The 24352-nt window shown below is 62.7% G+C and carries 22 protein-coding genes; 16 read left to right on the forward strand and 6 right to left on the reverse strand.

Annotated elements, in window-relative coordinates; all coding sequences use genetic code 11:
• The first annotated feature begins 15 nt into the window (after positions 1–15).
• The 7 genes from QKW60_RS11715 to QKW60_RS11745 are packed head-to-tail and all read left to right on the forward strand — an operon-like array spanning position 16 to position 8969.
• Complete coding sequence (locus tag QKW60_RS11715) at positions 16–1653, forward strand: glycosyltransferase family 39 protein (protein ID WP_282368915.1); 1638 nt, start codon at positions 16–18, stop codon at positions 1651–1653.
• Between the two features lie 41 nt (positions 1654–1694).
• On the forward strand, positions 1695–3596 hold the full coding sequence (asnB, locus tag QKW60_RS11720; RefSeq protein WP_282368916.1) for an asparagine synthase (glutamine-hydrolyzing): 1902 nt from the start codon (positions 1695–1697) through the stop codon (positions 3594–3596).
• A gap of 34 nt (positions 3597–3630) precedes the next feature.
• Positions 3631–4032, forward strand: a complete 402-nt coding sequence (locus QKW60_RS11725) for a GtrA family protein (RefSeq protein ID WP_282368917.1) — start codon at positions 3631–3633, stop codon at positions 4030–4032.
• Entirely contained in the window at positions 4029–5480 is a 1452-nt protein-coding gene (locus tag QKW60_RS11730; RefSeq protein WP_282368919.1) for a protoporphyrinogen/coproporphyrinogen oxidase, read from the forward strand. The genes QKW60_RS11725 and QKW60_RS11730 overlap by 4 nt, the downstream gene beginning before the upstream one ends.
• Before the next feature lie 2 nt (positions 5481–5482).
• Positions 5483–6268, forward strand: coding sequence for a polysaccharide deacetylase family protein (locus QKW60_RS11735; protein ID WP_282368921.1), 786 nt, complete (start codon positions 5483–5485; stop codon positions 6266–6268).
• Complete coding sequence (locus tag QKW60_RS11740; RefSeq protein WP_282368923.1) at positions 6265–7713, forward strand: lipopolysaccharide biosynthesis protein; 1449 nt, start codon at positions 6265–6267, stop codon at positions 7711–7713. Before QKW60_RS11735 ends, QKW60_RS11740 begins: the two co-directional genes overlap by 4 nt.
• Complete coding sequence (locus QKW60_RS11745; RefSeq protein WP_282368925.1) at positions 7710–8969, forward strand: glycosyltransferase family 4 protein; 1260 nt, start codon at positions 7710–7712, stop codon at positions 8967–8969. The genes QKW60_RS11740 and QKW60_RS11745 overlap by 4 nt, the downstream gene beginning before the upstream one ends.
• Here QKW60_RS11745 and QKW60_RS11750 read toward each other — a convergent pair.
• Together QKW60_RS11750 and QKW60_RS11755 are read right to left on the reverse strand one after the other, a co-directional pair.
• Positions 8966–10534: a GMC family oxidoreductase gene (locus QKW60_RS11750; protein WP_282368927.1), complete on the reverse strand. Its 1569-nt coding sequence runs from the start codon at positions 10532–10534 to the stop codon at positions 8966–8968. The two genes, QKW60_RS11745 and QKW60_RS11750, sit on opposite strands and share 4 nt — an antisense overlap.
• Before the next feature lie 60 nt (positions 10535–10594).
• Positions 10595–11566: an NAD-dependent epimerase/dehydratase family protein gene (locus tag QKW60_RS11755; protein WP_282368928.1), complete on the reverse strand. Its 972-nt coding sequence runs from the start codon at positions 11564–11566 to the stop codon at positions 10595–10597.
• A gap of 248 nt (positions 11567–11814) precedes the next feature.
• On the opposite strand from QKW60_RS11755, the gene QKW60_RS11760 reads away from it, so the two are divergent.
• Positions 11815–13161, forward strand: coding sequence for a nucleotide sugar dehydrogenase (locus tag QKW60_RS11760; protein WP_282368929.1), 1347 nt, complete (start codon positions 11815–11817; stop codon positions 13159–13161).
• A 344-nt stretch (positions 13162–13505) separates the two neighbouring features.
• Positions 13506–14987 carry an NAD(P)/FAD-dependent oxidoreductase gene (locus tag QKW60_RS11765; protein ID WP_282368930.1) on the forward strand — a complete coding sequence of 494 codons (1482 nt, stop codon included), beginning with the start codon at positions 13506–13508 and terminating at the stop codon, positions 14985–14987.
• A 479-nt stretch (positions 14988–15466) separates the two neighbouring features.
• Here the strand turns inward: QKW60_RS11765 and QKW60_RS11770 are convergent, their stop codons facing one another.
• Positions 15467–15913, reverse strand: coding sequence for a DMT family transporter (locus tag QKW60_RS11770; RefSeq protein ID WP_282368931.1), 447 nt, complete (start codon positions 15911–15913; stop codon positions 15467–15469).
• Positions 15914–16113: 200 nt separating this feature from the next.
• On the opposite strand from QKW60_RS11770, the gene QKW60_RS11775 reads away from it, so the two are divergent.
• Complete coding sequence (locus QKW60_RS11775) at positions 16114–16608, forward strand: hypothetical protein (RefSeq protein ID WP_282368932.1); 495 nt, start codon at positions 16114–16116, stop codon at positions 16606–16608.
• A 68-nt stretch (positions 16609–16676) separates the two neighbouring features.
• Entirely contained in the window at positions 16677–17048 is a 372-nt protein-coding gene (locus QKW60_RS11780; RefSeq protein WP_282368933.1) for a hypothetical protein, read from the forward strand.
• A 3-nt stretch (positions 17049–17051) separates the two neighbouring features.
• On the opposite strand, the gene yghX is transcribed toward QKW60_RS11780, so the two are convergent.
• On the reverse strand, positions 17052–17939 hold the full coding sequence (gene yghX / locus QKW60_RS11785) for a YghX family hydrolase (protein ID WP_282368934.1): 888 nt from the start codon (positions 17937–17939) through the stop codon (positions 17052–17054).
• A gap of 192 nt (positions 17940–18131) precedes the next feature.
• Here yghX and QKW60_RS11790 point away from each other — a divergent pair, with 192 nt between their 5' ends.
• From QKW60_RS11790 to ribD, 4 genes are all read left to right on the forward strand, one after another.
• The gene (locus QKW60_RS11790; protein ID WP_282368936.1) at positions 18132–18872 is read left to right on the forward strand and encodes a glycosyltransferase domain-containing protein; all 741 of its coding nucleotides are present in this window, start codon (positions 18132–18134) and stop codon (positions 18870–18872) included.
• Positions 18869–19288, forward strand: coding sequence for a secondary thiamine-phosphate synthase enzyme YjbQ (locus QKW60_RS11795; protein ID WP_282368938.1), 420 nt, complete (start codon positions 18869–18871; stop codon positions 19286–19288). Before QKW60_RS11790 ends, QKW60_RS11795 begins: the two co-directional genes overlap by 4 nt.
• A 254-nt stretch (positions 19289–19542) precedes the next feature.
• Positions 19543–20010, forward strand: coding sequence for a transcriptional regulator NrdR (gene nrdR, locus QKW60_RS11800; protein ID WP_263738634.1), 468 nt, complete (start codon positions 19543–19545; stop codon positions 20008–20010).
• Positions 20007–21104 carry a bifunctional diaminohydroxyphosphoribosylaminopyrimidine deaminase/5-amino-6-(5-phosphoribosylamino)uracil reductase RibD gene (ribD, locus tag QKW60_RS11805; RefSeq protein WP_282368941.1) on the forward strand — a complete coding sequence of 366 codons (1098 nt, stop codon included), beginning with the start codon at positions 20007–20009 and terminating at the stop codon, positions 21102–21104. The genes nrdR and ribD overlap by 4 nt, the downstream gene beginning before the upstream one ends.
• Here ribD and QKW60_RS11810 read toward each other — a convergent pair.
• The gene (locus tag QKW60_RS11810) at positions 21093–21863 is read right to left on the reverse strand and encodes an inositol monophosphatase family protein (RefSeq protein ID WP_282368943.1); all 771 of its coding nucleotides are present in this window, start codon (positions 21861–21863) and stop codon (positions 21093–21095) included. The two genes, ribD and QKW60_RS11810, sit on opposite strands and share 12 nt — an antisense overlap.
• Positions 21860–22651 (reverse strand): DeoR/GlpR family DNA-binding transcription regulator, encoded by a 792-nt coding sequence (locus QKW60_RS11815; protein ID WP_282368945.1) that lies wholly within the window; start codon positions 22649–22651, stop codon positions 21860–21862. Before QKW60_RS11815 ends, QKW60_RS11810 begins: the two co-directional genes overlap by 4 nt.
• A 121-nt stretch (positions 22652–22772) precedes the next feature.
• Here QKW60_RS11815 and QKW60_RS11820 point away from each other — a divergent pair, with 121 nt between their 5' ends.
• Complete coding sequence (locus QKW60_RS11820) at positions 22773–24281, forward strand: sulfatase-like hydrolase/transferase (protein ID WP_282368946.1); 1509 nt, start codon at positions 22773–22775, stop codon at positions 24279–24281.
• The last annotated feature ends 71 nt before the right edge of the window (positions 24282–24352 follow it).

Below are 24352 nucleotides of genomic sequence, written 5' to 3' on the forward strand. Positions count from 1 at the left end.
GATAGTGCGGAGCCTATGAAATCTCTCTTCATCCTGTTCGGCATTCTCTGTGCCGGTCTGGCACTCGTGCCCGGTGGTGTGCTGGGCGCTATTTTGCCCGGGGCGGAGGCCGGGATCACGGTGTTCCGGGTCGTCCTCGGCATCTTCGGAGTCTATCTTCTGGCCATGCCGCGCTTCACGGTGGCGGGAAACCCGGATGACGGCGCGGAATATCGTGATGTCGCACCCGTCTGGGTCTGGGGCGCGCTTCTCGCGATCCTGGCGGTGGCGGCGGGGCTGCGGTTTTACGCGCTGGAACGCGGTATCTGGTATGACGAGATGCTGATGCATGTCAGCCATATGCATCTGACGCCTATGCAGATCCTGACGACTTTCAAGGATGCCAATAACCATATCCTCTACACCTTTCTCGCCCGGCTTTCGATCGACGCCATCGGCGATACCGTCACGGCAATCCGGCTTCCGGCAGCCCTTTTCGGCATCGCCAGCATCGCCGCGATCTATGGGTTTGCCCGCCGCGTGATGTCCTGGCCCGAGGCTTTGGCCGCCGCGCTCCTGCTGGCGCTGTCCTATCACCATCTGTGGTTCAGCCAGAATGCGCGCGGCTATACCGCGCTTCTCTTCTTCTCGCTTCTGTCGAGTTCCTTCCTGATCGACGCGATGCGGACCGGCAGCACGGCCCGCTGGGTCGCCTATGCGGTGGCGGGGGCGCTGGGCGCTTTCACCCATCTGACCATCGGCTTTCTGTTCATCGGCCATTTCCTTTTCTTCCTCTACCGCGCCGCCAGGCACAGGGGCGACGGGACGTTTCCGCTCTGGTCCGGCGTCTTTCAGGGCTTCGGCATCCTGACGCTACTGACGTTAGTGCTGCATGCCATCGTCCTGCCCGACATTCTCGGCGGCGCGCTGCTCGGCTCGGGCCTTCAGGGCGACAGCGAATGGACAAACCCGCTCTGGGCTTTGCGCGAACTTCTCGGCTCGCTCCGGCTCGGCTTTTCCGGCGCGGGCGTGCTGGCGGCGGGGGGACTGGTGGTGCTGGTCGGCATGGCCCGCTTTGCCCGCAGCGATGGCGCGCCGGTGGCCTTCTTCGTGATCCCGGTCGGTCTGGCCGTGCTTTTGATGACCAGCATCGGCTACACGCTTTTCCCGCGCTTCTTCTTCTTCGCCATGGGGTTTGCCATCGTCATCGTGATCCATGGCGCCACGGCCTTCGGTGCACTGGCGGCCCGAATGCTGCGGGTTGACGGGCGGCTTGCCGACTGGATCGCCATTGCCCCGGCATTGGTTCTGGTTGCGGCCTCGGCGATGTCGCTGCCCCGAGCCTATTATCCGAAACAGAGCTTCACCGCGTCAATCGACTATGTCGAGGCGCATCGCGACGCGAGTGATCCGGTTGCCGTAATCGGCATATCCGACCTGCCCTATAACCAGTACTATCAAAAGGGTTGGGTGCGGATCGACACGGTTGCGGATCTGGACACGCTTCTGGCCGGTGGCGGGCGGGTCTGGGTGCTCTACACCCTGCCGGTGCAGGCACGGACAGCGCATCCCGATCTTATGGACCGGCTGGAGCGGGACTTTACGACGGCCGAAACCTTCTGGGGAACGCTCGGCGGCGGTGAGATTGTCGTCAGCGTGCCAGGTGCGGGTTAGATGATCGGGCGGGCATGGTGAACGAGGTAAAAGAGTAAGAGATGTGCGGAATTTGCGGAATCATGGCGATCGGGGCGGGTCTTGGGCCGGGCGATCAGTCCCTGCTCGAAACCATGACCGACACCATGGCCCATCGCGGCCCGAATGACCGCGGCACTTGGGTAGAGGGGCCGGTCGGTTTCGGCCACCGGCGGCTGTCCGTCATAGACCTGTCTTCCGCAGGACACCAGCCGATGGGTAACGAGGATGGCGCGGTAGTGATGACCTACAATGGCGAGGTCTATAACTTCCGCGAACTGAAGGCGAAGCACCGGCTTGAGGAAAAGGGCCACGCCTTCAAATCGCTGACCGACAGCGAGGTGATCATCCACCTCTTCGAGGAGTTGGGCCCCGCGATTGCGTCGGAACTGAGTGGCATGTTCGCGCTGGCGATCTGGGACCGGAAGAGTGGGATGCTGCATCTGATGCGCGACCGCTTCGGGATCAAACCGCTTTTCTATCAACAGGATGGCGCCTATTTCCGCTTCGGGTCCGAGATCAAGGCGATCATCGCCGATGCCCGCGTCCCGCGCCGCCCCTCGCTTCAGGCGCTTCATGATTTCCTGACGCTGAACTACGTGCCCGACCAGCAGACCGCCTTCGAGGGCATCCATGAAGTGCCGCCGGGCCATGTTCTGTCGGTCTCGCCAGACGGCACGACCGCGCTGACGCGCTACTGGGACCTCGATTTCACCGCCTCGGATGCCATCACCGAGGAAGAGGCGGTGGCCGAATCCTTTCGCCTGATGGACGAGTCGCTGGCGCGGCACCTGATCGCGGACGTACCGGTCGGCATCTTCCTGTCGGGCGGGCTCGATTCCAGCACGCTCGTCGCGTTGATGAGCAAACAGACGAATGCGAAGCTGCATACCTATTCGGTCGGGTTCGAGGACGACAGTTTCAACGAACTGCCCTATGCCCGGATCGTCGCCGAGCATTTCAAGACCGAACATCGCGAGGTGATCGTAACCGCTGACATGGTGCGGGAGCTTTTGCCGAAAAGCATCGCCTTCATCGACGAACCCTATGGCGACGGCTCCGCGATCCCGACCTATTGCGTCAGCGAGTTGGCAAAGGACGACGTCGTGGTGGTGCTTTCGGGCGAGGGCGGGGACGAGGTCTTTGCCGGATACGATACCTATGCCGCCTACAAGACCTACCGTATGGCGCGGCGGGTGCCGGGCTTCATCCGCAACGGCATCATTGCGCCCTTGGCGCAGCTTCTGCCCGTGTCGGACAAGAAGCTGAGTTTCGAATTCAAGCTCAAGCGTTTCCTCGGCGGGCTCGACCTGCCGCCGGAAGAGGCTCATTTGTGGTGGCGTATTGTCCTGACCGAGGCGCAGAAATTCGGGATGTATTCCGACCGGGTGCGCAACGAACTCGACGCGCAGCCGACTGTCCGGCATTTCCGCGAACGCTTCGCCCGCTGTGGCGCGGACGAGGTGCTGTCGCGGCTGATGTATATCGACTCGACGCTCTTCCTGCCCGATGACCTCATGATCAAGAACGACCGGATGACGATGGCCCATTCGCTGGAAGCGCGGGTGCCCTTCACCGATCCGGAACTGACCGGTTATCTCGGCCGCGTGCCGCCCGCCCTGAAGATGAAGAACGGTCGCAAGAAGCATCTGATGCGCCGCGCGATGGAGGGGCATCTGCCGCAATCGATCCTCGACAAGAAGAAGGTCGGGCTGGAAATGCCCTATTCGCGCTGGCTGAAGACCGATCTGGCGGACATGGTGCACCACTATCTTGGCGAGGAACGGATGCGGAAACTCGACATCTTCCGCCCCGACGCGGTCAAGCGATTGGTGGACGAACATATGACCAGCAAGCGAGACCATGGCCGCGCGCTCTGGGGCATGCTGAACTTCTCCATGTGGCATGAGATGTATATCGAATGACCCATGGCTGTCCCAAATATCGCGGGGGCCGGTGATGCTGGCGCGGATCGGAAACAGCCGGTTCATGCGCTTTTTCGGCGTGTCGAGCGTGGGGACGGTGGCGGACTACCTATCCGCCCTTGCCCTGCATTCCTTTCTCGGCCTCTCTGGCGTCGTCGCCTCGACGATTGGGTTTCTCATCGGCACGGTCCTGAACTATCTCGGCCATCACCACATCACCTTTTCGACCGGCGACGGTGCCCCTGCCTCTGCCCTTGGTTTTCTGCGCTATCTGGCAGCCGTCATGGCGTCGCTCATCGTGCGGCTGATCGTGCTCGTCGGGTTTGAGCGTGCAACGGCCGTGCCGTTCTGGATCGCGCTGACGGTGGCCTTCGGGGCCTCGTTCCTGTGCAGCTATTTCATATCCCTTTTCTGGGTCTTCAGGAGAAACACTTGACCGTCCCAACAGACAGAACGACCCCGACCGGCGGAAAGCCCCGGATCACCATACTTGGTGCGGGACCCGCGGGCATCGCTGCCGCCTATGCTTTGTCGAAGGGCAAGGCCGAAGTGGAGGTGCTGGAACGTGCGCCTGTTGCCGGGGGCAATTCAACCTCATTCCAGATCGACGGCATCTGGTGCGACTATGGCTCGCACCGGTTTCATCCCGTTGCGGATGAAAACGTGCTGGCCGATGTGAAGGCGCTTCTGGGCGATGACCTGCTTCTGCAACCGCGCCATGGCCGGATTCGGCTGGGCGGGCGCTGGATCCACTTTCCGCTGAAATTGCAGGACGCGCTCTTGAAGTTGCCACCTGCCTTCGCGGCCTCGCTGATCGGCGACATGGCGTTGAAGAAGTTCCGCAAGAAATCCACCGGCCCGCGCAGCTTTTCCTCGGTGCTCTACGATGGGCTCGGGCCCACGATATCGGAGAATTTCTACTTTCCCTATGTCCGCAAACTCTGGGGCCTCGATCCCGACAAGCTGGCCGTGACACTCGCCGAACGGCGGGTCTCCGGCTCCTCCATCGGCAAGATTCTCGGCAAGATGCTGAAGATGATCCCGGGCCTTCGGGGCGCGACGACGGGGCGGTTCTATTACCCGAGAAAGGGGTTCGGGCAGATATCGAATGCCATGGTCGCGGCGGCCGAAGGGCAGGGGGCCGCGTTCAGTTTTGGCACGAACATTACCAAGATCGAACGCGAGGGCAGTCGCGTGACGGGCATCGTCACGAAGGATGGCGATACCGAGACCCGGCACGAGCCCGATCAGGTCTATTCCACGATCCCCCTGACCACGGTCGTCAAGCTGATGGACCCGCCCCCGCCGCCCGAGGTGATCATGGCGGCCGAGGCGATCCGCTTCCGGGGCATGATCCTCGTCTATCTCATCCTCGAAACCGATCGCTTCACCGAATATGACGCGCATTACTTTCCGGAGCTTTCGATTCCGATCAGCCGGATGTCAGAGCCGAAGAACTACAATTCGGCGACTGAACCGCAGGGCCGCACGATCCTTTGCGCCGAACTTCCCTGCGACCCCGGCGAGAAGTGGTGGGGCATGTCGGATGTGGAACTTGGGCAGCACTATTGCGAGTGGCTAGGCAATCTCGGCCTGCCGGTCAACGTACCGGTGATCCGGACTGAGACGCGGCGCATCGCCCATGCCTATCCGGTCTATGACCTCGACTATCAGCGGCATTTCGAGACGGTCGACAACTGGCTCTCGTCGCTCGACGGGTTCCTGAGTTTCGGGCGGCAGGGCCTCTTTGCCCATGACAATACCCACCATGCCTTTGCCATGGCCTATGCGGCCTCGGACGTGCTGACGGCTGAGGGCGGGATCGATCGGGTAAAATGGGCCGAACACCGCCACGAATTCGAAAGCCACCGGGTCGAGGACTGATCATGGGCGGGCCGGTGGTCGATATCCTGATGTATCACTCGATCTCGGACCGGGGCGGGGCGACCTCCATCGCGCCCGCCATCTTTGCCCGGCAGATGGCGGCGATTGCGGAGGCGGGCGTACCGGTGATCACGCTGGACGACTATCTTGCGGCGCGGGACGGTCAGGGGCAGCTTGGCCCCCATTCGGTAATCCTCACCTTCGATGACGGGTTTCAGGATTTCGCCGATGCCGCCTGGCCGGAGATGTCGAAACTCGGGTTCAGGCCGATTGTCTATCTGCCCACCGCCTATATCGGCCGCCAGGAAGGCTGGCGCGGCATCGCCGAGCCGCCGCGTAAGCTGATGGGCTGGGGCACGATCCGGGCGCTTTTTGCCGAAGGTGTCGGGTTCGGCAGCCACACCGTCAGCCATCCCGATCTCGACGCCTTGCCGGAAGACGCGCGGGGGGCAGAGTTGCAGCGGTCGAAAGCCCATATCGAGGAGCGGCTGTCCCATACCATCCGCCATTTCGCGCCGCCCTATGGGATCGCGGGGCCAGAGGTGCGGACCGAGATCGCGTCACTCTACAAGACATCCGTGGGAACACGGCTCGGGCAGGCGGGGTTGGGCGACGACGTTCATGACCTGCCCCGGCTTGAGATGTTCTATTTCACCGATATCGCCCGCTGGCGCGCCCATCTTGCCGGACGGGGTGCGGCCTATCTTGCCGCCCGCAAGGGGCTGCGCGCGATCAAGTCGGCGGTGGCGCGGCCCTGGCAGGGCATCGCCCCGGGGGCGGGGCGGTGAGTGTCGGGCACAAGTTCATCAAGGGCGTCGCCTGGATGGCGGCGGGCGGCTGGACCGAACAGGCGATCAACTTCGTCGTCTTCGTGACCATGGCAAAACTCCTTGGGCCCGAGCTTTACGGGCTTCTCTCCATGGCAGCCGTCTTCATCGTGCTGGCCGAGGCTCTGGTGCGTGAAAGCGTGTCGGAATACCTGATCGCCGCGCATGACCCGAAAGATGAGGACTATAACGCCACCTTCTGGCTGACCGCCGGACTGGGGCTGCTGCTGGCGCTGGTGCTGTGGGTCGGGGCTGGGGGGATTGCCGCGCTTTACGGGCATGAGATCGTGGCGGGGCTGATCCGCGGGCTGTCGGTCACCGTCCTGCTGATCGCCTTCACCGCCGTGCCGGTGGCGATCCTGCGACGCGAGTTCAACTTCCGCGTCCTCTCCTTGCGCGCCATCGCCGGTGTCATCGTCGGCGGCGCCGTGGGGATCGGGATGGCGCTGAGCGGCTGGGGTGTCTGGAGTTTCGTCGGCCAGTGGATCGCGATGATTTCGACCAATGTCGTGATGGCCTGGACTGCAGTTGCCTGGCGGCCGGGGCTGAAGACGACGAAAGGGCATGTCCGTAAGGCCGGTGCATTCGGGGCGCAGGTGCTGGGCCTGCGCATGGCCGAACTTGCCGTGGTTCAGATGCCAACACTTCTGATCGGTGCGACTTTAGGGCCGCTTGCGACGGGGCTCTACGCTGTCTCGTGGCGGCTTGTGGAGACGCTCACGTTCCTCATCTCGACGCCTCTCCGCATGGTATCGCAGCCCGCCTTCGCGGCGGTACGGCGCGAAGGTGGCCGGGCGGGGGATCTGCTTCTCGACATCGCGCGGCTGACGGGCGTTCTGGCCTTCCCGTTCTTTGTTGGCATTGCGGTCCTCGCCGAACCGGTCCTGCGGCTCTTCTTCGGCGAGGAATGGCTGGGCGCCGCACCGGTCCTGTCGGTGCTCGCCTTCCTCGGGCTCTATCTCTCTATCGCAATGGTGCAGCAGAGCTTCTGTCTCGCCGCCGGCAAGGCGGGCGAGATTACGCTGCTGACCTGGGCCAATGTGGTTTTGGGGGCGGCCCTGATGCTGATTGCGTCGCGCTGGGGGCTGGTGGCGATCACGGGTGCATTTGTCGTGGCTCATTATATGCTTTGGGTCTTCCGCTACCGATTGGTGGCGCGGCTTGGGGATATGGCGGTGCTGCCGCTTGTGACCTGCAACATCGTGCCAGCCCTTTCCACGGCCGCGATGGCGGTTGCGGTGATCCTGACCCACCGGACGCTTTCCGGCGCGCCGCTGATTGTCGATGTACTGGTCAGCATTCTGACCGGCATAGTGGTCTTTGCGGTGCTGACTCTTGTCCTGATGCGCGACAGGCTGCTTTTGTTCCTCTCCTATGCCCGGCCCACCCCGGAGGTCTCGGCATGAGGTCGCTGTCCATTGTCATGTTCACCACCTTCTACCCGCCCTATTCATTTGGCGGCGACGCGATCGGCGTGCAACGCATGGCGCGTGCGCTTGCGGCGCGGGGGCATGACATCACGGTCGTGCATGACGAGGACAGCTATCTGATCCTCGGTGGCAAGGTTCAGGCGGAAGGACCGCCCGACGGGGTGCGGCGGATTGGTCTTCGTGCGAAGAACGGCATGCTGTCGAACCTGCTGACCCAGCAGTTGGGACGGCCCGTGACCCACGCCGCGCGCATCCGCGAGATACTGGCCGAGCGCAAACCCGACATCATCTGGCACAACAATACCTCGCTGATCGGCGGGCCGGGCCTGTTGCCGATGGGCGAGGGGCTGAAGGTCTATGAGGCGCATGAACATTGGTTGGTCTGCCCCAGCCATGTTCTCTGGCGATACGGACGCGAGCTTTGCGACGAAAAACATTGCCTGAAATGCCAGATCAGCTTCAAGCGCCCGCCGCAGCTCTGGCGGCATACCGGCATGCTGGACCGCGCGCTCGATCACATGGACCTGATCATCGCCAAGAGCGAATTCAGCCGGGCCAAACATGCGGAATTCGGGCTCAGGCAGGAAATGACAGTCCTGCCCTATTTCCTTCCAGACCTGCCCCAGCTAGCCGAACCCTATACCGGCCATCCGCGCCCCTATTTCCTGTTCGTGGGGCGGCTGGAAAAGATCAAGGGCTTGCAGGATGTCTTTCCGGCGATGGACCGCTATCCTGATGCGGACCTCCTGATCCTTGGCGACGGCGACTATGCGGATGAGTTGAAGCGGTTCGCGGGCGACCGCAAGAATATCCAGTTCCTCGGCCGCAAGAGTCCGGACGAACTCAATGCATATTACCGGGGCGCGCTGGGCCTGATCGTGCCCTCGGTCTGCTATGAGACGTTCGGGATCATCCTGATCGAGAGTTTCCGGCTGGGTACGCCCGTGATCGCCCGCAGACTGGGGCCGTTCCCCGAGATCGTCGAACGGTCGGGCGCCGGGGCTTTGTTTGAGACCGAAGACGAGTTGGTGGATGCCATGCGGGCGATCCAGTCGGACCCGAAAACCCGTGCCGCGCGGTCAGTGGCCGCGCGCAAGGCGTTCGGCGAAGTCTGGCGCGAGGATCGGGTGCTGGAAGCCTATGGCGACGCCTTTGCCCGTGCAGCACTGGGCAAGGGTGATGCGGAACTGGCCAAGGCGCTTGAGGCCGGTGCGTTCGAGAACGGGGTTTAAGGCGCCAGCGTGCCGATGCGGTGGGCGTTGGCCATGACCGAAAACGTGATCGTCGTCGCCGGGATCGCGGGCAGGCTGGACGCGTCGATCAGGTGCAGCCTGTTCCAGCCGAGTGGGCGGCCCAGTGCATCGGACTCGCCCGGTTTCGGTTCTGCGGCCATCGGGACGGAGGCCCCGACATGAAAGCTCGATCCCGGCGCGCCGGGACGGGCGGCGAAGGTGAGCGGCAGGAGGCCCGCTTTGCGCATTGCAAGGCCCATATGCCTGGCGGCGGCCTTCAGAACGCGCTCCATTGCCGGGTTTGCCTCCAGCCCTGCCTGTAAACGCCCATCGCTGGCAAGACTCAGCGATATCCGGTGCGAATGGTCCGAATGCAGGAAGACCTGCGCCACGATCAGCCGTCTTGCGAGCGCAATGAAGACGGGGGCGGAACCGGGCAGTTTTCTTGCATAGTTCTCGACAAGATCGCGGGGGAAATGTTCGTTCCAGGTGTAAAGCTGGGAATGGACCAGGAAGGGCGACACTTCGGGCGCGTCGATCTCCACGAAGGCCTGCGGCAGCGTGTGAAAGCGGCCCCGGTCGGGGCGAGCGCGGTTCCGCCAGCGGTGCAGCATGGGCAGGAAGGCGTGCTGGCTGTCCTTCAGCACCAGTTCCTCAAGGTTTGGCTGCGAGGCCAGGAGGATGCGCGCCGTTTCCAGAACGCCGGCCCCAAGGAACGCGCGTGTGCCTGAGACGGTTGTGCCATCACCAAGATGGAGCGTTATGCGGTCCGGCCCCTCCTCGATCCGCGTGACGACAGCGCCGGGGCGGTAGGAGAAACCCGGATGTCGTTGCAGGTCGGCCAGAGTATCTCGCGCCGACCAGATGAGTCCGAATGGGCAGCCATGCAAGCACAACCCGCATTGACGGCAGGAAGCGTTGACCGCCTGACGGGCGGGCCCCGCATGGACGCCCATAGCAGAAAGTGCCGTGCGTCGTGCCTCGAATCGGGCAAGCAGTTCGCGCGCCTGCGGTGACGGTTCGATGCCGGTTCGTCCCTCCATCGGGAAGGCAGGCAATGGGGCTTCCAACTCGTCCGGCACACCCGCGACCGGCAGGAACTCCGCCACCGCACGGTAGTGCGGGGTGAGGTCGTCGGCCGTGATCGGCCAGCCCGCCATGTCTTGCTGCGCATAGGGCAATACAGCCGAACCCCAGAGGTTCGACAGACCGCCGGCCGCGCGGGACGCGCGCAGGCCCATCCAGCCGGGCAGGTTTGCGAACGTGTCCGTCCCGGCCTCCATCGCGAAATCCGAACCGTAACGGCGAACCTGTCCCGGCGCGGCGGCAAATTGCGGCTCCATCCAGGCGTCGCGCGAGGCCTGCCCCCAGGTAAGGGGCTCGTCGTTGGCGAGGATAATGCGGCGGGCTTCGGCCTCCGGCTCCAACACCTTGCCACCATCGAGCATCAGGACCGGACGCCCGCGGGCCAGCAGAGCCTTTGCCGCTGCGACGCCGGAGGGGCCCGAACCGATGACGATATCGGAAATAACGGCCATGTTCAGTGGATACAGTCGCCGGACCATACGCCTCTGCAGCGCTCAAACAGGCGTTGCAGTGCCGGAAAGGTCACTCCGGGCATGTCGTCACGCCGCCCTGGCGGCGCGTTTCTCTGCCACGATATCGGCGATGATCTCGCTCAGGGGACGACGCGGGCGGAAGCCGATGGCACGTTCCAGCTTCGATACGTCGGGAAGTCGGCGGGCCATGTCTTCGAACCCAACCGGATAGACCGTTTCATATGGCACAAGCTGAATCTCCGACCGCGAACCGGTCGCCGCGATCACCTGTTCGGCAAGGCTGCGGATCGTGACCTCCTGATCGTTGCCGACATTGAAGACCTCGCCGCGCGCCGATGGCGTCGCCATCAACCGCACCAGCGCCTCGACCACATCGGCGACATGGCCGAAGCAGCGCGACTGCTGCCCGGTGCCATGGACCATCAGCGGGCGGCCCTCCAACGCGGACTGCACGAAGTTTGGCAGCACCATGCCATAGCGCCCGGTCTGACGCGGTCCGGTCGTGTTGAAAAAGCGCAGGACAATGGCGGGAAGCTCCGCCTCGCGCACATAGGCCAAGGTCAGGAACTCGTCGAGTTGCTTGGCCGAAGCATAGGACCAACGCAGGTTCTTCGTTGCGCCGATGGTCAGGTCGTCATCTTCCGAAAACGGAAATTTCGCCGCCTTCCCATAAACTTCCGATGTGGAGGCGATGAAAGTGAGCTTCTTGTCCTTCAGCGCGGCCTTCAGCACCGTCTCGGTCCCGCCGACATTGGTGAGAATCGAGCGTGAGGGTTCGTCCATGATCAGCTTTACACCCACAGCGGCGGCAAGGTGAAAGATGACATCGGCCTCATCCACCAGGCCCTGCACGGTCGGCGCATCGAGGATCGTGCCCTCGACGAAACGAAACCGGTTGCTGCCGGCCAATCCGGCGAGGTTCTCCCTGCGGCCGGTCGACAGGTCATCGAGAGCCGTCACGCCATGGCCCTCGGCCACCAGCCGTTCCGCCAGATGCGAGCCAATGAACCCTGCACCACCGGTAATCAGAACCTTCATATTCCCTCGCATAATAACGGCGACCTTAATCGGCCCGGAGCGTAGCATGCAGCTTTGCGGACGACCATCGGCATATCCGCTGCCGGGGTCAAACGCCCCCCCGACCAATGATTGTTCGCAATGGGGGTACAACATTCCTGACTGGCGTCAGCAAGATTGCGGCGCCTATAGTCTATGTGCCATTTTATTAAGGGGTGTGGCTGGGTCGCGCGTTTTGCGCGTGGTTCGATTGTTGAAGCAGGGTGTTAATGACCAACGTATTTTCTCTTTATTCCACCCTCAAGGATCGCATCGGCCGTCACGAGGCTCGGGTTGCGACCGTTGGGCTGGGTTATGTCGGTCTGCCGCTTGCACTGACAGTGAATGAGGTCGGCTTTCCCGTCACCGGGCTCGATCTGAACGAGGCGCGCGTTTCGGCGATCAATGCCGGTGAGCGTGTCATCTCCTACTTCCCTGAAACCCGCGTCCGTGACGCCGTAGCGACGGGCCGTTTCACCGCGACTGGTGACCCTGCGAAGCTCGCCGATGCCGACGTGATCCTGATCTGCGTTCCGACGCCGCTGTCTCCGTCGCGCGAACCGGATCTGAGCTATGTGGTCCGCGCTACCGAAACTGTCGCCGCCCAACTGCGCCCGGGACAGCTTGTCGTTCTGGAAAGCACGGTCTGGCCGGGCGCGACCGCGACCGTGGTCAAGCCGATTCTTGAATCAAGAGGTCTCCGCGCAGGGGATGATTTCTTCCTCGCCTTCTCGCCCGAACGCGAGGATCCGGGCAATGCGAGTTTCACCACCCATACGATCCCCAAGATCGTCGGCGCAGACGATGTGCGCTCGCGTGATCTGGTCGATCTGTTCTACTCGCAGATCGTGACGCGGACTGTGCCGGTCAGTTCACTGGCCACGGCAGAGGCGGTGAAATTGGCTGAAAACAGCTTCCGCACCGTGAATATCGCGCTGGTGAATGAAATGAAGGTCGCCATGGAGGCGATGGGCGTCGATATCTGGGAGGTGGTCCAGGCCGCTGCGACCAAGCCTTTCGGCTACATGCCCTTCTATCCCGGCCCCGGCATCGGTGGCGACTGCATCCCGGTTTCGCCGGTCTATCTGTCCTGGCGGGCAAAGGATGTCGGCTCGGCCATGCCGATCATCGACCTTGCGCGGCTGAACAATGATTCAGCCCCCGCTCTTATCGCTGGCCGAGTTGCGATTGAACTCGGTCGGGGTGGCGTCGCCGTCAAGGGTGCGCGCGTTCTGATCCTTGGCATCGCTTACAAGAAGAATGTCGAGGACACCCGGGAAAGCCCCGCGCTGGCAATCTTGACCGAGCTGGAAGAGATGGGGGCGGTCTGCGACTATCACGACCCTTACTTCCCGGTCATGCCGCAAACGCGGGATCATCCGTCCCTTGCGGGTCGTCAGTCTGTGGTATTGTCGATCGACGCCGTAGCCGGATATGACGCGGTTCTGGTGGCAACCGACCACAGCAATGTTGACTACGGGTTGGTGGCCTCGTCTGCGCAATTAATCCTCGATACGAGGAACGTCTTTGCAACGCTTTCGCTTGCCGAGAATTGTGGCAGATTGATTAAGATCTGAAGTTGACGGGAACGTTAACTTTTTGGGATGTTGTGGTTTTTCTGTCGGTTCATGGTTATGGAATTGTGACGACATGAGTGCTTCCGATTCGGAAATTACGCTTTTAACGGGAATTATTGAATAATTAATTCAACTAAAGATTGTGTATCGAAATATGCATATGAACAACAATCATGCGTTCGGGCGAACGAAAAGCACAGAAGTTGAATGATTGGTTCCGGATGTGACTGGGTTGAGGGGTGAAGTGGTATGGATCGTTTTGAGCCTCGGCGCGCGCGATGTATATTGGCGACTGCGTGGGTGGATTTGATGGACGCATACTTAAGGGAACGGTGGTAGAGATTATGCAGCAGGATAAACGTTCCCCGGTCGTCGTCATCGGCGGCGGCCCCGCCGGTCTTACTGCCGCTTACGAACTTCAGAAGCGCAGCAGCCGACACAAGCCTCTCGTCTACGAAGCTTCTGACATGGTCGGGGGCATCTCGCGCACGGAGTCGAACAACGGCTACCGGTTCGATATCGGCGGTCACCGTTTCTTCACCAAGGTGAAGGAAGTGGAGGAGATGTGGCATGAAGTGCTGAAGGATGACTTCATCACCGTGCCGCGCCTAAGCAGAATCTACTACCGCGAAAAGTTCTTCGATTATCCGCTGAAACTCTTCAACGCGCTCACGAATATCGGCCCTTACGAGTCGATGCGCATCCTGCTTTCCTATTTCAAGTGGCAGGTCCGCCCCTACCGCAAGGAAGAGAACTTCGAGGAATGGGTCATCAACCGCTTTGGCGGTCGCCTCTATATGCACTTCTTCCGCAGCTACACGCAGAAGGTCTGGGGCATCAATCCAAAGGATATCCGCGCCGATTGGGCGGCGCAGAGGATCAAGAACCTATCCCTGTTCAAGGCGGTCTGGAACGCGATTTCGGGGGCGAATGACACGACGTCGCTGATCGAGGAATTCCAGTATCCCCGTCTCGGTCCGGGAATGATGTGGGAAAAGACGCAAAGCCTCGTCGAGGAAAATGGCGGCGAGGTGCACCTGCGATCTGAGGTGATCAAGGTGAACCGTGACGGCAACCGGGTGACCTCGATCGACGTGAAGCATTGGCACGAGGATGGGCGCGAGCCTGTGGTCGAACGGGTAGAGGGCGAGCATTTCGTCAACTCGATGGCGCTTCGCGATCTGATTCATTCTTTCGACCCGCCCCCGCCGCCGGAAGTGGTGGCGGCTGCCAATAGGCTGAAATACCGTGACTTCCTGATCGTGACGCTGGTTCTCGACCACGCCGATCCGTTCCGCGACAACTGGATCTATATCCACTCGCCGAAGGTGAAGGTCGGACGCATCCAGAACTTCCGCGCATGGTCGAAGGAAATGCTGCCAGACCAGAACACCGCTTCTATCGGCATGGAATATTTCTGCCAGCAGGGTGACGGGCTCTGGTCGATGTCGAATGCCGAACTGCGCAAGCTCGCCTCCGAAGAGCTCGAACAACTCGGCCTCGCCAAGGCCAGCGACGTCATCGACGCGGCGATCATCCGCCAGCCCAAGGCCTATCCGGTCTATGACGGCGAATACCGCGAGGCGCTTGACGTTCTGGAAGAGTGGATCCTCGGGCTGGAGAACTTCCAGACCGTGGGCCGCAACGGGCTGCATCGTTACAACAACCAGGATCATTCGATGCTGTCGGCCATGTATGCCGCGCGCAATATCCTTGGTGAAAAGAACGACGTGTGGAACGTCAATGTGGAGCGGTCCTACCACGAGGAATTCGAGGTCAAGAATGCTCCGAAAGGGTCGGGCAAACCGGTTTTGGCGGCGGAGTAACCTCTCCGCCGCCATATTAAATTCTCATTGATTTTCATATTATTGCGGGGCGGCATATCGCCCTCGGTCTCAGATCATGGCCCAGTCAGTAAAACGGTAGGCCACGCGCGGCGCCGGTGGTTTCCGGTCGCCGGGACGGGGCTTCGGGACGGGCGGTTTTGGCGCGTTGCGGGGCATGGCTTCCTCCTTCGCATGGGAAAGACATGGGGGCCTGATGCGGCCGTGCCAGCTTCATTTCAGGCTTCTGGCGGGGTCGTGAAAAGGCGTGTGCGGCCGGGGTGCCGACGTGTTTCGGGACCCCGGCCTGTTACCCCTCGGTCCCTTGAAAAATGCCTTTCATCAATGGGAACAGAATAGCAGATCGGGCGTCGTCCCGCAGGTCGGGAAAACCGGACTGACCCTTGTCGGCAAACCGTCGGCAAAACGTATGGCAGGAACGTGCGCCGGATTTACCTTTGCCTGCTACCCCGACGACCTTGTCAACGCAGCGAGACGAGGCCCGCGCCGCAGATCACCAGAAGCAGTCCGGTGGCTTTCCTCAGCCCAACCGCATCCACCGGCGCGCCGAACCAGCCCATATGGCTGAGGACCGCCCCGGTCACGATCTGGCCCGCGACCAGAAGAACGAAGAACGGGCCGGGTCCGATGCGGGGAATGAGGAAGGTGGAGCCGAGGATCATCAGCGCGCTGACGACCCCGGTCAGGAACATCCAGCCCGGCACCTCGCGCAGCCGGGCAAAATCCGCCATCCGGTTGCCCGCGCCAACCGCCAGTATCACGGTCGTGACGAGACCGAAAAAGTAGAACGGCGCATTGGCAAGGATCGGTGAGCCGACGATGCGGCCGCTCTGGCTGAGGACGGGCAGATAGACCGCAAGCAGGACGCCCATGGAGAGGGCAAGGGTGAGCAGGGCGGCATAGGGCATCGGAACCTCCGGCATTGGGACGGGCCAAGAAAGGCGCGCCAACGCTTGCAGGGCAAGTTCTTTCTCACGAACGGCAGCGGACGCCTATTGCCGATACAGTGCGCATGTCAGGGGCATGCCTGCCGAACGGTTTCCGATTCAAAGACGCCCCGAAACGCTATAGGCTGTGGCCGATTGTTCTGTCCTGAAGGATTTAGCCGGTGCGATTTCTCTTTTTGCTTACTACTCTTGCCAGCCCCGCATTCGCCGCTTGCCCCGACACGACCGAGACAGCCTTTGCCTGCACATTTTCCTCCGGTGCCAAGGCGGTCGATGTCTGCCACGATGCCGAAACCGTGTCTTACGCCTTTGGTCGGCCGGGCCGGACACCAGAGCTTTCGCTTTCCGTTCCCATGACGCAAGTCGAGTACCAGCCTTGGCCCGGAACCGGTCGCGCGATCTGGGAAAGCGTCACCTTCCGGTCGGGCGATGTCAGCTATACCGTCTTCGGCAATATTGACCGGCCTGTCGAGGAGAGTACGGACCCCGAGGTGACGGGCGGGATTGAGGTGCGGCGGGGCGAGGCGGTGCTGGCCACGCTGCGTTGCGATCCGGGCTCGGTCGACTTCGCCTATGGTGACGGGCTCTATGACGCCAAGACCGCCGCCGGGCAGTGCTGGGACCCGGGCGCGGAGGTCTGGTCGGAGTGCCAATAACCGATCACCGGCCTTGGAAACCACCTTATACGCCCTATCTGAACAGGGCACATTCCGGAGATCGCGCCATGCGTTTCGTACCCTTCCTTGTTGCCCTGACCCTTTCATCGCCTGCCTTCGGCTTCACCGCCCAGAACGGTCTGATCGTGGAGCCGGGTGGCGCCCATGGTTTCACCGTCCCGTGGCGGGGCAAGTCCGGTGTCACCGATTTCTGGTGCGCGGCGGGGGATTATGCCGTCCGTGGCCTACGCCTGAACCCCACGGTGAAGCTCTACCGCCTGTCCGAGCCGCCGCGTCGGGCCGGTGAACCGATGACGTTTACATTCCTGCCGGATCAGGCGGCGACATCGTCGGGGCTGATCAAGGTCTTCAATTCCGATGCGGGTCTGACCGCCGGTCACGCCCAGTCGCTCTGCGAGATCCGGCGCAACCGGCGCTGAGGCCTACGCCAGCTTTTCGCGGAAGAACTCCACAGTCCGGCCCCAGGCGAGGTCTGCCGCCGCCTCGTCGTAGCGCGGGGTGGAGTCGTTGTGGAAGCCGTGATTGACGCCCTCGTATATGAAGGCCTGATAGTCGGTGCCCGCTTCCTTCAGCGCGGCCTCATAGGCGGGCCAGCCTTCGTTGATCCGCTCATCAAGACCGGCATAATGCAGCATGAGCGAGGCCCTGATCTTCGGCGCATCCTCTGCCGCTGCCTGACGGCCATAGTAGGGAACGGCGGCCTTGAGCTCCGGATAGGCGACGGCGGCGGCATTGCAGACTCCGCCGCCGTAACAAAAGCCGACGATTCCGACATTGCCGGTCGACCCCTCATGCGCCATGAGATGCTCGACCGCGGCGAAGAAGTCGTTCATCAGCTTCGTGCCGTCGACTGTCTTTTGCAACTCACGCCCCTCTTCGTCGTTGCCGGGATAGCCGCCGACCGAGGTCAGCCCGTCGGGGGCGAGCGCCAAGAAACCCGCCTTGGCGAGGCGGCGGGCGACATCCTCGATATAGGGGTTGAGGCCGCGGTTCTCATGCACCACCACGACCGAGGGCAGCTTGCCTTCTGCGCCCGAGGGGCGGACGAGATAACCGCGCACCTCGCCGTGACCATTGGGCGAGGGGTAAGTAACGTAATCGGCGCGGATGTCGGGATCGTTGAAGTTGACCTGTTCGGCCAAAGCGTAATTCGGGCTCATCGCGCCGAGGATCGCGGCGGCGGTCAGCGAACCGACGGCGTATTTCCCCGCGCGGTCGAGGAATTCGCGCTTGGTGATCAGCCCGTGGGCGTAGAAGTCGTAGAGCTCGAGGATTTCCGGGGCGAAGTCCTTGGCGGTCAACCTTGTCATCTTTCATCCTTCTGCATCAGAATGCCGGTGAGCCTATCACGGGTTTCGCCCGGTGGGTGATCACGTTCGCGGGCAGGACGACGGGCGGCACCGCGCGGGCGATGGAGCGTGATCGGGCAGCGACCCGGCATTCCCCCTGTCATCCGCGCCCGACCTGCTTATAGTGCCCGGCAAAACTCAGACTTTGGTTCCATGTCTCTCGTTCTTTATTCCGCCCATTATGGGTCTGCCGACCCCCTGAACCCCGATGTTTTCGGCGGCTTTGATAGCTGCCGCCGGGTGCTGTTCACCGACCGCGGGGATGTGGTGCTGCCAGGCGTGGAGGTGATCCTCGATCCGCTTGACGGTCTTGATCCGCCCCGTGCCTCGCGCCGGGCGAAACTGGCGCCGCATCGCTATTTCCCCGATACCGACTGGTCGATCTGGATCGACAACAAGTCCCGGCTGAAGCGCGACCCGAGGGAGGTGCTGACGGCCGTCCGGGGCCAGTCCGATGCCAGTTTTTTCGCCTTCCCGCATTTCCGCCGCGACTGCGTCTATCACGAATTGAAGACCTGCTGGGAAAACGGGCTCGACGATTACCGCATCCTGAAGGAGCGGGAACGGAGCTATCGCAGCGAAGGCATGCCCGCGCATTCCGGCCTGATCGAAGGCCATTTCATGGTGCGTCGTCATAACGATCCGGCGCTGATCCGCTTCGGGGACCGCTGGATGGAACATGTCCTGCGCTTTTCCCGGCGGGACCAGATTTCCTTTCCCTATCTCGTCTGGAAACTGGGCCTCTCATACGAGTTCATCACTGCCCTGGACTGGCGTGAAACGGTTGAGTTCACGGTTCATGATCGCAAGACCCGCAAGACTGATTTCCCGCGCAGGAACGTGCTTTATCAGGAGGCGCGCAAGGTCTGGCACCGGCTGAAGGGGCGGACATGAGCCGGCAGGAGGTTTTCACCATCCCGACGCGTGGGCCGGGGCTTTACGAATTCACCGACCTGGTGCGGGCGTTCTGCGAGGGTGAAGGCGATGCGCTTTTGACCCTCTTTGTCCGCCACACCTCGTGTTCGCTCGCCATTCAGGAAAACGCCGATCCCGAGGTGCGGACCGACCTGACGCAGTTCTTTCACCGGCTGGTGCCGCCGTCAGACCATCCGGCGATGGCCTACCTGACCCACACCTATGAGGGCCCTGACGACATGCCCGCCCATATCAAGGCAGCCCTTCTGCCGGTCAGTCTGTCGATCCCGGTCACGGCGGGGCGCCCGGCGCTTGGAACCTGGCAGGGTGTCTACCTGTTCGAACATCGCCGGGCGCCCCATGACCGCATGGTGGTGGCACATCTCATCCGGTAGGCCGCTTTGGTGGGAGGGGCCTGCCGGGAAGATCCGTGGCTGCGGTCGTTCGGCCGGAGTCTCGTTGCCCCCGCGCTCCGGGCTGAACAGCTGCCTTGTCTCACAACCGGAGCGCGCAAATGAGGGGAACCTGTTGCGCATTTTCCCCCAATTCCGTAGCGTCATTTGGTGGTGGCAATTGCCCCCTACCCAAACTCTTGAGGCGGGCCTATAGTGCCTGTGGATAACCGGGAATTTGGACCGAGGGGAAGGGAATGCGCTGCCCGTTTTGCGGTAATGTCGATACGCAGGTAAAGGATTCACGCCCCGCCGAGGATCATGTGGCTATCAGGCGGCGGCGCTTCTGCCCGGCCTGCGGCGGGCGCTTCACCACCTATGAGCGGGTGCAGCTGCGCGATCTCGTGGTGATCAAGTCCTCGGGCAAGCGCGAGGATTTCGACCGTGACAAGATGGAACGCTCGATCCGCATCGCCATGCAGAAGCGCCCGATCGAGCCCGAGCGCATCGACCAGATGATTTCCGGCATCGTGCGGCGGCTGGAGAGCCTGGGCGAGACCGACATCCCCTCGAAGACCATCGGAGAGATCGTGATGGAAACGCTGGCGCGGATCGACACCGTTGCCTATGTGCGTTTTGCCAGCGTTTACAAGAACTTCCAGGCGGCGGACGATTTCGATAAGTTCGTCTCAGAACTGCGCCCGCCGTCAACGGCGGAAGAGTGACCCCGGAAGACGACCGGCGCCATATGGCCCATGCGCTGGGGCTCGCCCGGCGCGGGCTGGGGCGGGTCTGGCCCAATCCGGCTGTCGGCTGCGTGATCGTGAAGGATGGACGGATCGTCGGGCGCGGCTGGACTCAGCCGGGCGGTCGACCCCATGCCGAAACGGTGGCCTTGGCGCAAGCGGGTTCAGCGGCGCGCGGAGCCACTGCCTATGTCAGCCTTGAACCCTGCGCCCATCACGGGAAAACCCCACCCTGCGCGAATGCGTTGATCGACGCTGGTGTTGCGCGGGTCGTCTCGGCGCTGGAGGACCCTGACGCCCGTGTCGCAGGCAAGGGTCATGCGATGCTGCGGGATGCCGGAGTCGTGGTTTTGACCGCGGTGATGGCGGATGAGGCCCGCGCATTGCAACATGGGTTCCTGACGCGGGTCGGGCAGGGGCGTCCGATGGTGACGCTGAAGCTCGCCATGAGCCTCGATGGCCGGATCGCGACGGCGTCGGGCGAAAGCAAATGGATCACCGGGCCCGAGGCGCGGCGTCGGGTTCATGCGATGCGGGCGACCCATGACGCGGTTCTGGTCGGGGGCGGGACGGCGCGGGCGGATGATCCTGACCTGAGGGTCCGCGACATGGGCGTCGCGCATCAGCCGGTCCGTGTGGTTGCCGCGGGCAGCCTCGACTTGCCGGAGGGCAGCGTTCTGGCCCGGACCGCGCGCGATGTGCCGGTCTGGCTGGTTCATGGAGCAGACGCGCCGAAGGCGCGGCGGGACGCCTGGCAGGCTGCCGGGGCGCGGCTCTTTGATTGTGCCGAAGGGACGGGGGGGCTCGACCCCGCCGCGATGCTGGCGGCGCTGGGAGCGGCCGGTCTGACACGCGTCTTCTGCGAGGGCGGCGGGCAGTTGGCGGCGTCGCTTCTGTCGGCAGGGCTGATTGATGAGATTGCACTGTTCACCGCCGGTTTGGCGCTTGGTGCCGATGCGCGGCCGGGGCTTGGGCCCCTGGGACTGACGGCTTTGGCCGGGGCTGAACGCTTTCGGTTGACCTCGGTTGAGCGCGTCGGGGCGGATACGCTCAGCCTCTGGTCAAAGACCTGACGCGGTGATCTCCAGAAGTTCGGCGTGAAGCTCTGCCGTTGCGGCGGCCACGGTTGCGACGCCGGTCTGCATGGCGAGCTTTTCACCTTGCCAGCCCGTCATCATCCCACCCGCTTCCTCCACCAGAAGCGCCACGGCGTGATAGTCATAGGGTTGCAGATCGAAATCCACGACCGCATCTACATGGCCCGAGGCGAGGAGCGCGTAAGGATAGCAGTCATAGGCGAAGCGCCTTGTGCGGCCGAATTCCATGAGGCGGGCAAAGACCCCGGGCGCGGCGCGCCAGATCTTTTCACCTTCGTTGATGTAGAGCACCGCGCTGTCCTGCCCCCGGCGGCCGGAGGTGCGCAGCTTCTGCCCGTTCAGCATCGCGCCTTGCCCCCTTGCGGCGGCGTAAACCTCTCCCATGGCGGGGGCCGAGACGATGGCGAGGTCGGCTGTGCCGTGCGTCTGCTTGGCCAGCAGGAAGCCGAACAAAGGATGGCCGGTCATGAAGCTGCGGGTACCGTCGATCGGATCGACGATCCAGAGGTCGTCGGCCTCGCCGCGTTCGATCCCCTGTTCCTCGCCATAGATGCCGTGGCCCGGGAAGCGCTCGGCGATCAGGCGGCGCACTTCGGCTTCCACCGCGCGGTCGGCCTGCGTTACCGGGCTGTCGTCTGACTTGAAATCGACGCCAAGGGCGCCCCGGAAATGGCGCATCGCCACCCGGCCAGCCGCCTCGGCGATCTGAATGGCATCGGCCATGGTCGCAGTCATTTCACCGTTACTTCCTTTGCAATACGCACCGACACGCCCCAGCCCTTCAGCGCTTCGGCAAGGCGGGCGGGTGGGGCGCGGTCGGTGACCAGCAGGTCGATATCGGCGGGGTCGCAGGAGACCTGCGGCGCCCGGCGGCCGAATTTTTCGTGATCCGCCGTCACGATGGGACGGTGGGCCTGTTCGACCGCGACGCGCGAAATGGCCGCCTCGGCCGGGTTGAAGACGAGAAAGCCGTGGCGGTCGTTCAACGCGTTGGCCGAGAGGATCGCGACATCGAAGGCGTGGCGGCGCAACACCTCTTCCGCGAGGGGGCCGTAGGTGCCGCGTTCGTCATGGCCGACATCGCCGCCGGTCAGAACCACGCGGTTATCGTTGTGATGGGCCAGCGTCTGGGCGACGGGCATGGAGTTTGTCACGACATAAAGCCGGTGATGGGCGCGCAGCGCCTCGGCGACGAAGGTCGTGGTGGTGCCGACATCGAGGAAGATGCACATGCCGTCCGTGATCTCGCGTGCGACAGTCGTGGCGATGCGCTTCTTTCCGTCGGGATTCTGTGCGATGCGCTGGTAAAAGCCGGGCTCCACACCGGCCAGGACAGTGCCGCCGTGAAGCCGTTCGACTTTGCCATCATCGGCTAGTGTCTTGACCAGCCGTCGTACCGTTTCTTCTGAAACATCCATGGCTTGCGCGATGTCGGCATTGCGCGCCGACCCGCCCTGACGGCGCAGGACTTCCAGCAGTTCAAACTGCCGGTGGCTGGTCTTTCCACCGTCCGGTCGCGTCATGGCTCCTCCCTAAACGGAATTTAGCCCACATAAATCCACAAAAATCCACGAAATTTCATTGCACCGAATCAAAATTGTTGCACTTCTGGGCGATAACGACGCCCACAGGAGGGGCTGAGCAGTGCCAAGGGACAACATCCTTTTCGTCGTGATTGACCAGCTTAGGGCGGACTGCCTGCATGGCGCGCTAGCGGAGCATGTCGATCTGCCGAATCTGAGCGCGCTGATGGCCGAAGCTGCGTCCTTTCACCGCCATTACTCGGTCGCCAATCCCTGTGGCCCTTCGCGCGCCTCGCTTTTGACCGGGCAATACGCGATGAATCACCGCTCGGTCCGGAACGGCACACCCCTGCCGCATGATACGCCGAACCTTGCGACGGAGATGCGAAAGGCGGGCTGGCTGCCGCTGCTTTTTGGCTACACCGATGCGACGCCCGATCCGCGTGTCCACGCGCCGGGTGATCCGGTGCTGAAAAGCTATGAGCAGGTATTGCCCGGCTTTCAGGAAGTCGTCGAGATGCGGCTGGAGGAAAGCCTGCCATGGCGGGCGTATCTGATGGAAAAGGGCTATGACGTGCCGCCCTATCCCGAGATCTTCCGCCCGACCGGCCCGCGCCCCGAGGACCCGGCGCTTTACAGGGCCGAGGACAGCGATACGGCGTTCCTGACCGATGAGACAATCCGCGCCCTGCGCGCCCGACCGCAGGGCTGGTTCGCGCATGTGACCTATATCCGGCCGCACAATCCCTTGGTCGCACCGGAACCCTATAACCGGATGTATGACCCTGCCAGCCTGCCCTTGCCTGCACGCACGGGGACGATGGCGGAGGAGCAGGCGGTCCATCCATTTGTCGACCCGTGTCATGCAAAGAACCCGATCTCGGGCATGGTGGAGGGGTTCGCCGATCTTGAACCAACGGATGAGAACATCCAGCAATTGCGGGCGATCTACCTGGGGCTTGCGACCGAGGTGGATCACCATTTCGGACGCCTGATCGGCTTCTTGAAAGAGACCGGCCAGTATGACCGGACCCTGATCATCGTGACCGCTGATCACGGCGAGATGCTGGGCGACCGTTATATCTGGGCGAAGTCGACCTATCACGATGCGGCCTATCATGTGCCGCTGATCATCCGCGATCCGGCTTTGCCGGGGTCGTTCGGTGCCGCACATGACCTGCCGACGGAATCCATCGACATCACGCCGACGATCCTTGACCGGTTCGGGCTGGAAGTGCCGCAGACAATGAACGGCCGGAGCCTGATGCCGGTCCTGCGCGGGGAAAGACCCCGCGGCTGGCGGCGCTATACGTTCGCGGAGCTGGATTTCGGTGATCCTGTCGACCCGACCATCGCACAGCAACGGCTGGGCCTGACGCCGGAGACGACGAACCTCGCCGTGCTCAGGGGCGGCGGGCATACGCTGGTTCATTTCAATGGAGGTCTGCCGCCCCTGCTTTTTGATCACGGCGGCGATGGTGAGATGCGCGATATATCGGGCGAACCGGACGCGCAGGGCCGGATGGTGGAGATGTACCGTGCCATGGCCGATCACCGGATGACTCATGCCGCGAGCCGCTTTACCCGCACGATGATAACGGCCGAGGGTGCCGTGACGGTGCCGCGATGACCATGGGTGTACAAACATTTACACGGGCGTTCGGCATGCTTGACGGGGTTTCGGTCGCAGGCCCATACTCG

The organism is Albidovulum aestuarii (assembly GCF_029961185.1).
Lineage (GTDB): Bacteria > Pseudomonadota > Alphaproteobacteria > Rhodobacterales > Rhodobacteraceae > Albidovulum > Albidovulum aestuarii.

What these genes read in the sequence shown, in the direction of transcription:
- QKW60_RS11715 (WP_282368915.1), top strand. Translation starts at nt 16, where the DNA reads ATGAAATCTCTCTTCATCCTGTTCGGCATTCTCTGTGCCGGTCTGGCA.
- asnB (WP_282368916.1), top strand. Translation starts at nt 1,695, where the DNA reads ATGTGCGGAATTTGCGGAATCATGGCGATCGGGGCGGGTCTTGGGCCG.
- QKW60_RS11725 (WP_282368917.1), top strand. Translation starts at nt 3,631, where the DNA reads ATGCTGGCGCGGATCGGAAACAGCCGGTTCATGCGCTTTTTCGGCGTG.
- QKW60_RS11735 (WP_282368921.1), top strand. Translation starts at nt 5,483, where the DNA reads ATGGGCGGGCCGGTGGTCGATATCCTGATGTATCACTCGATCTCGGAC.
- QKW60_RS11745 (WP_282368925.1), top strand. Translation starts at nt 7,710, where the DNA reads ATGAGGTCGCTGTCCATTGTCATGTTCACCACCTTCTACCCGCCCTAT.
- QKW60_RS11750 (WP_282368927.1), bottom strand. Translation starts at nt 10,534, where the DNA reads ATGGTCCGGCGACTGTATCCACTGAACATGGCCGTTATTTCCGATATC.
- QKW60_RS11755 (WP_282368928.1), bottom strand. Translation starts at nt 11,566, where the DNA reads ATGAAGGTTCTGATTACCGGTGGTGCAGGGTTCATTGGCTCGCATCTG.
- QKW60_RS11760 (WP_282368929.1), top strand. Translation starts at nt 11,815, where the DNA reads ATGACCAACGTATTTTCTCTTTATTCCACCCTCAAGGATCGCATCGGC.
- QKW60_RS11765 (WP_282368930.1), top strand. Translation starts at nt 13,506, where the DNA reads ATGCAGCAGGATAAACGTTCCCCGGTCGTCGTCATCGGCGGCGGCCCC.
- QKW60_RS11770 (WP_282368931.1), bottom strand. Translation starts at nt 15,913, where the DNA reads ATGCCCTATGCCGCCCTGCTCACCCTTGCCCTCTCCATGGGCGTCCTG.
- QKW60_RS11780 (WP_282368933.1), top strand. Translation starts at nt 16,677, where the DNA reads ATGCGTTTCGTACCCTTCCTTGTTGCCCTGACCCTTTCATCGCCTGCC.
- yghX (WP_282368934.1), bottom strand. Translation starts at nt 17,939, where the DNA reads ATGACAAGGTTGACCGCCAAGGACTTCGCCCCGGAAATCCTCGAGCTC.
- QKW60_RS11790 (WP_282368936.1), top strand. Translation starts at nt 18,132, where the DNA reads ATGTCTCTCGTTCTTTATTCCGCCCATTATGGGTCTGCCGACCCCCTG.
- QKW60_RS11795 (WP_282368938.1), top strand. Translation starts at nt 18,869, where the DNA reads ATGAGCCGGCAGGAGGTTTTCACCATCCCGACGCGTGGGCCGGGGCTT.
- nrdR (WP_263738634.1), top strand. Translation starts at nt 19,543, where the DNA reads ATGCGCTGCCCGTTTTGCGGTAATGTCGATACGCAGGTAAAGGATTCA.
- QKW60_RS11810 (WP_282368943.1), bottom strand. Translation starts at nt 21,863, where the DNA reads ATGACTGCGACCATGGCCGATGCCATTCAGATCGCCGAGGCGGCTGGC.
- QKW60_RS11815 (WP_282368945.1), bottom strand. Translation starts at nt 22,651, where the DNA reads ATGACGCGACCGGACGGTGGAAAGACCAGCCACCGGCAGTTTGAACTG.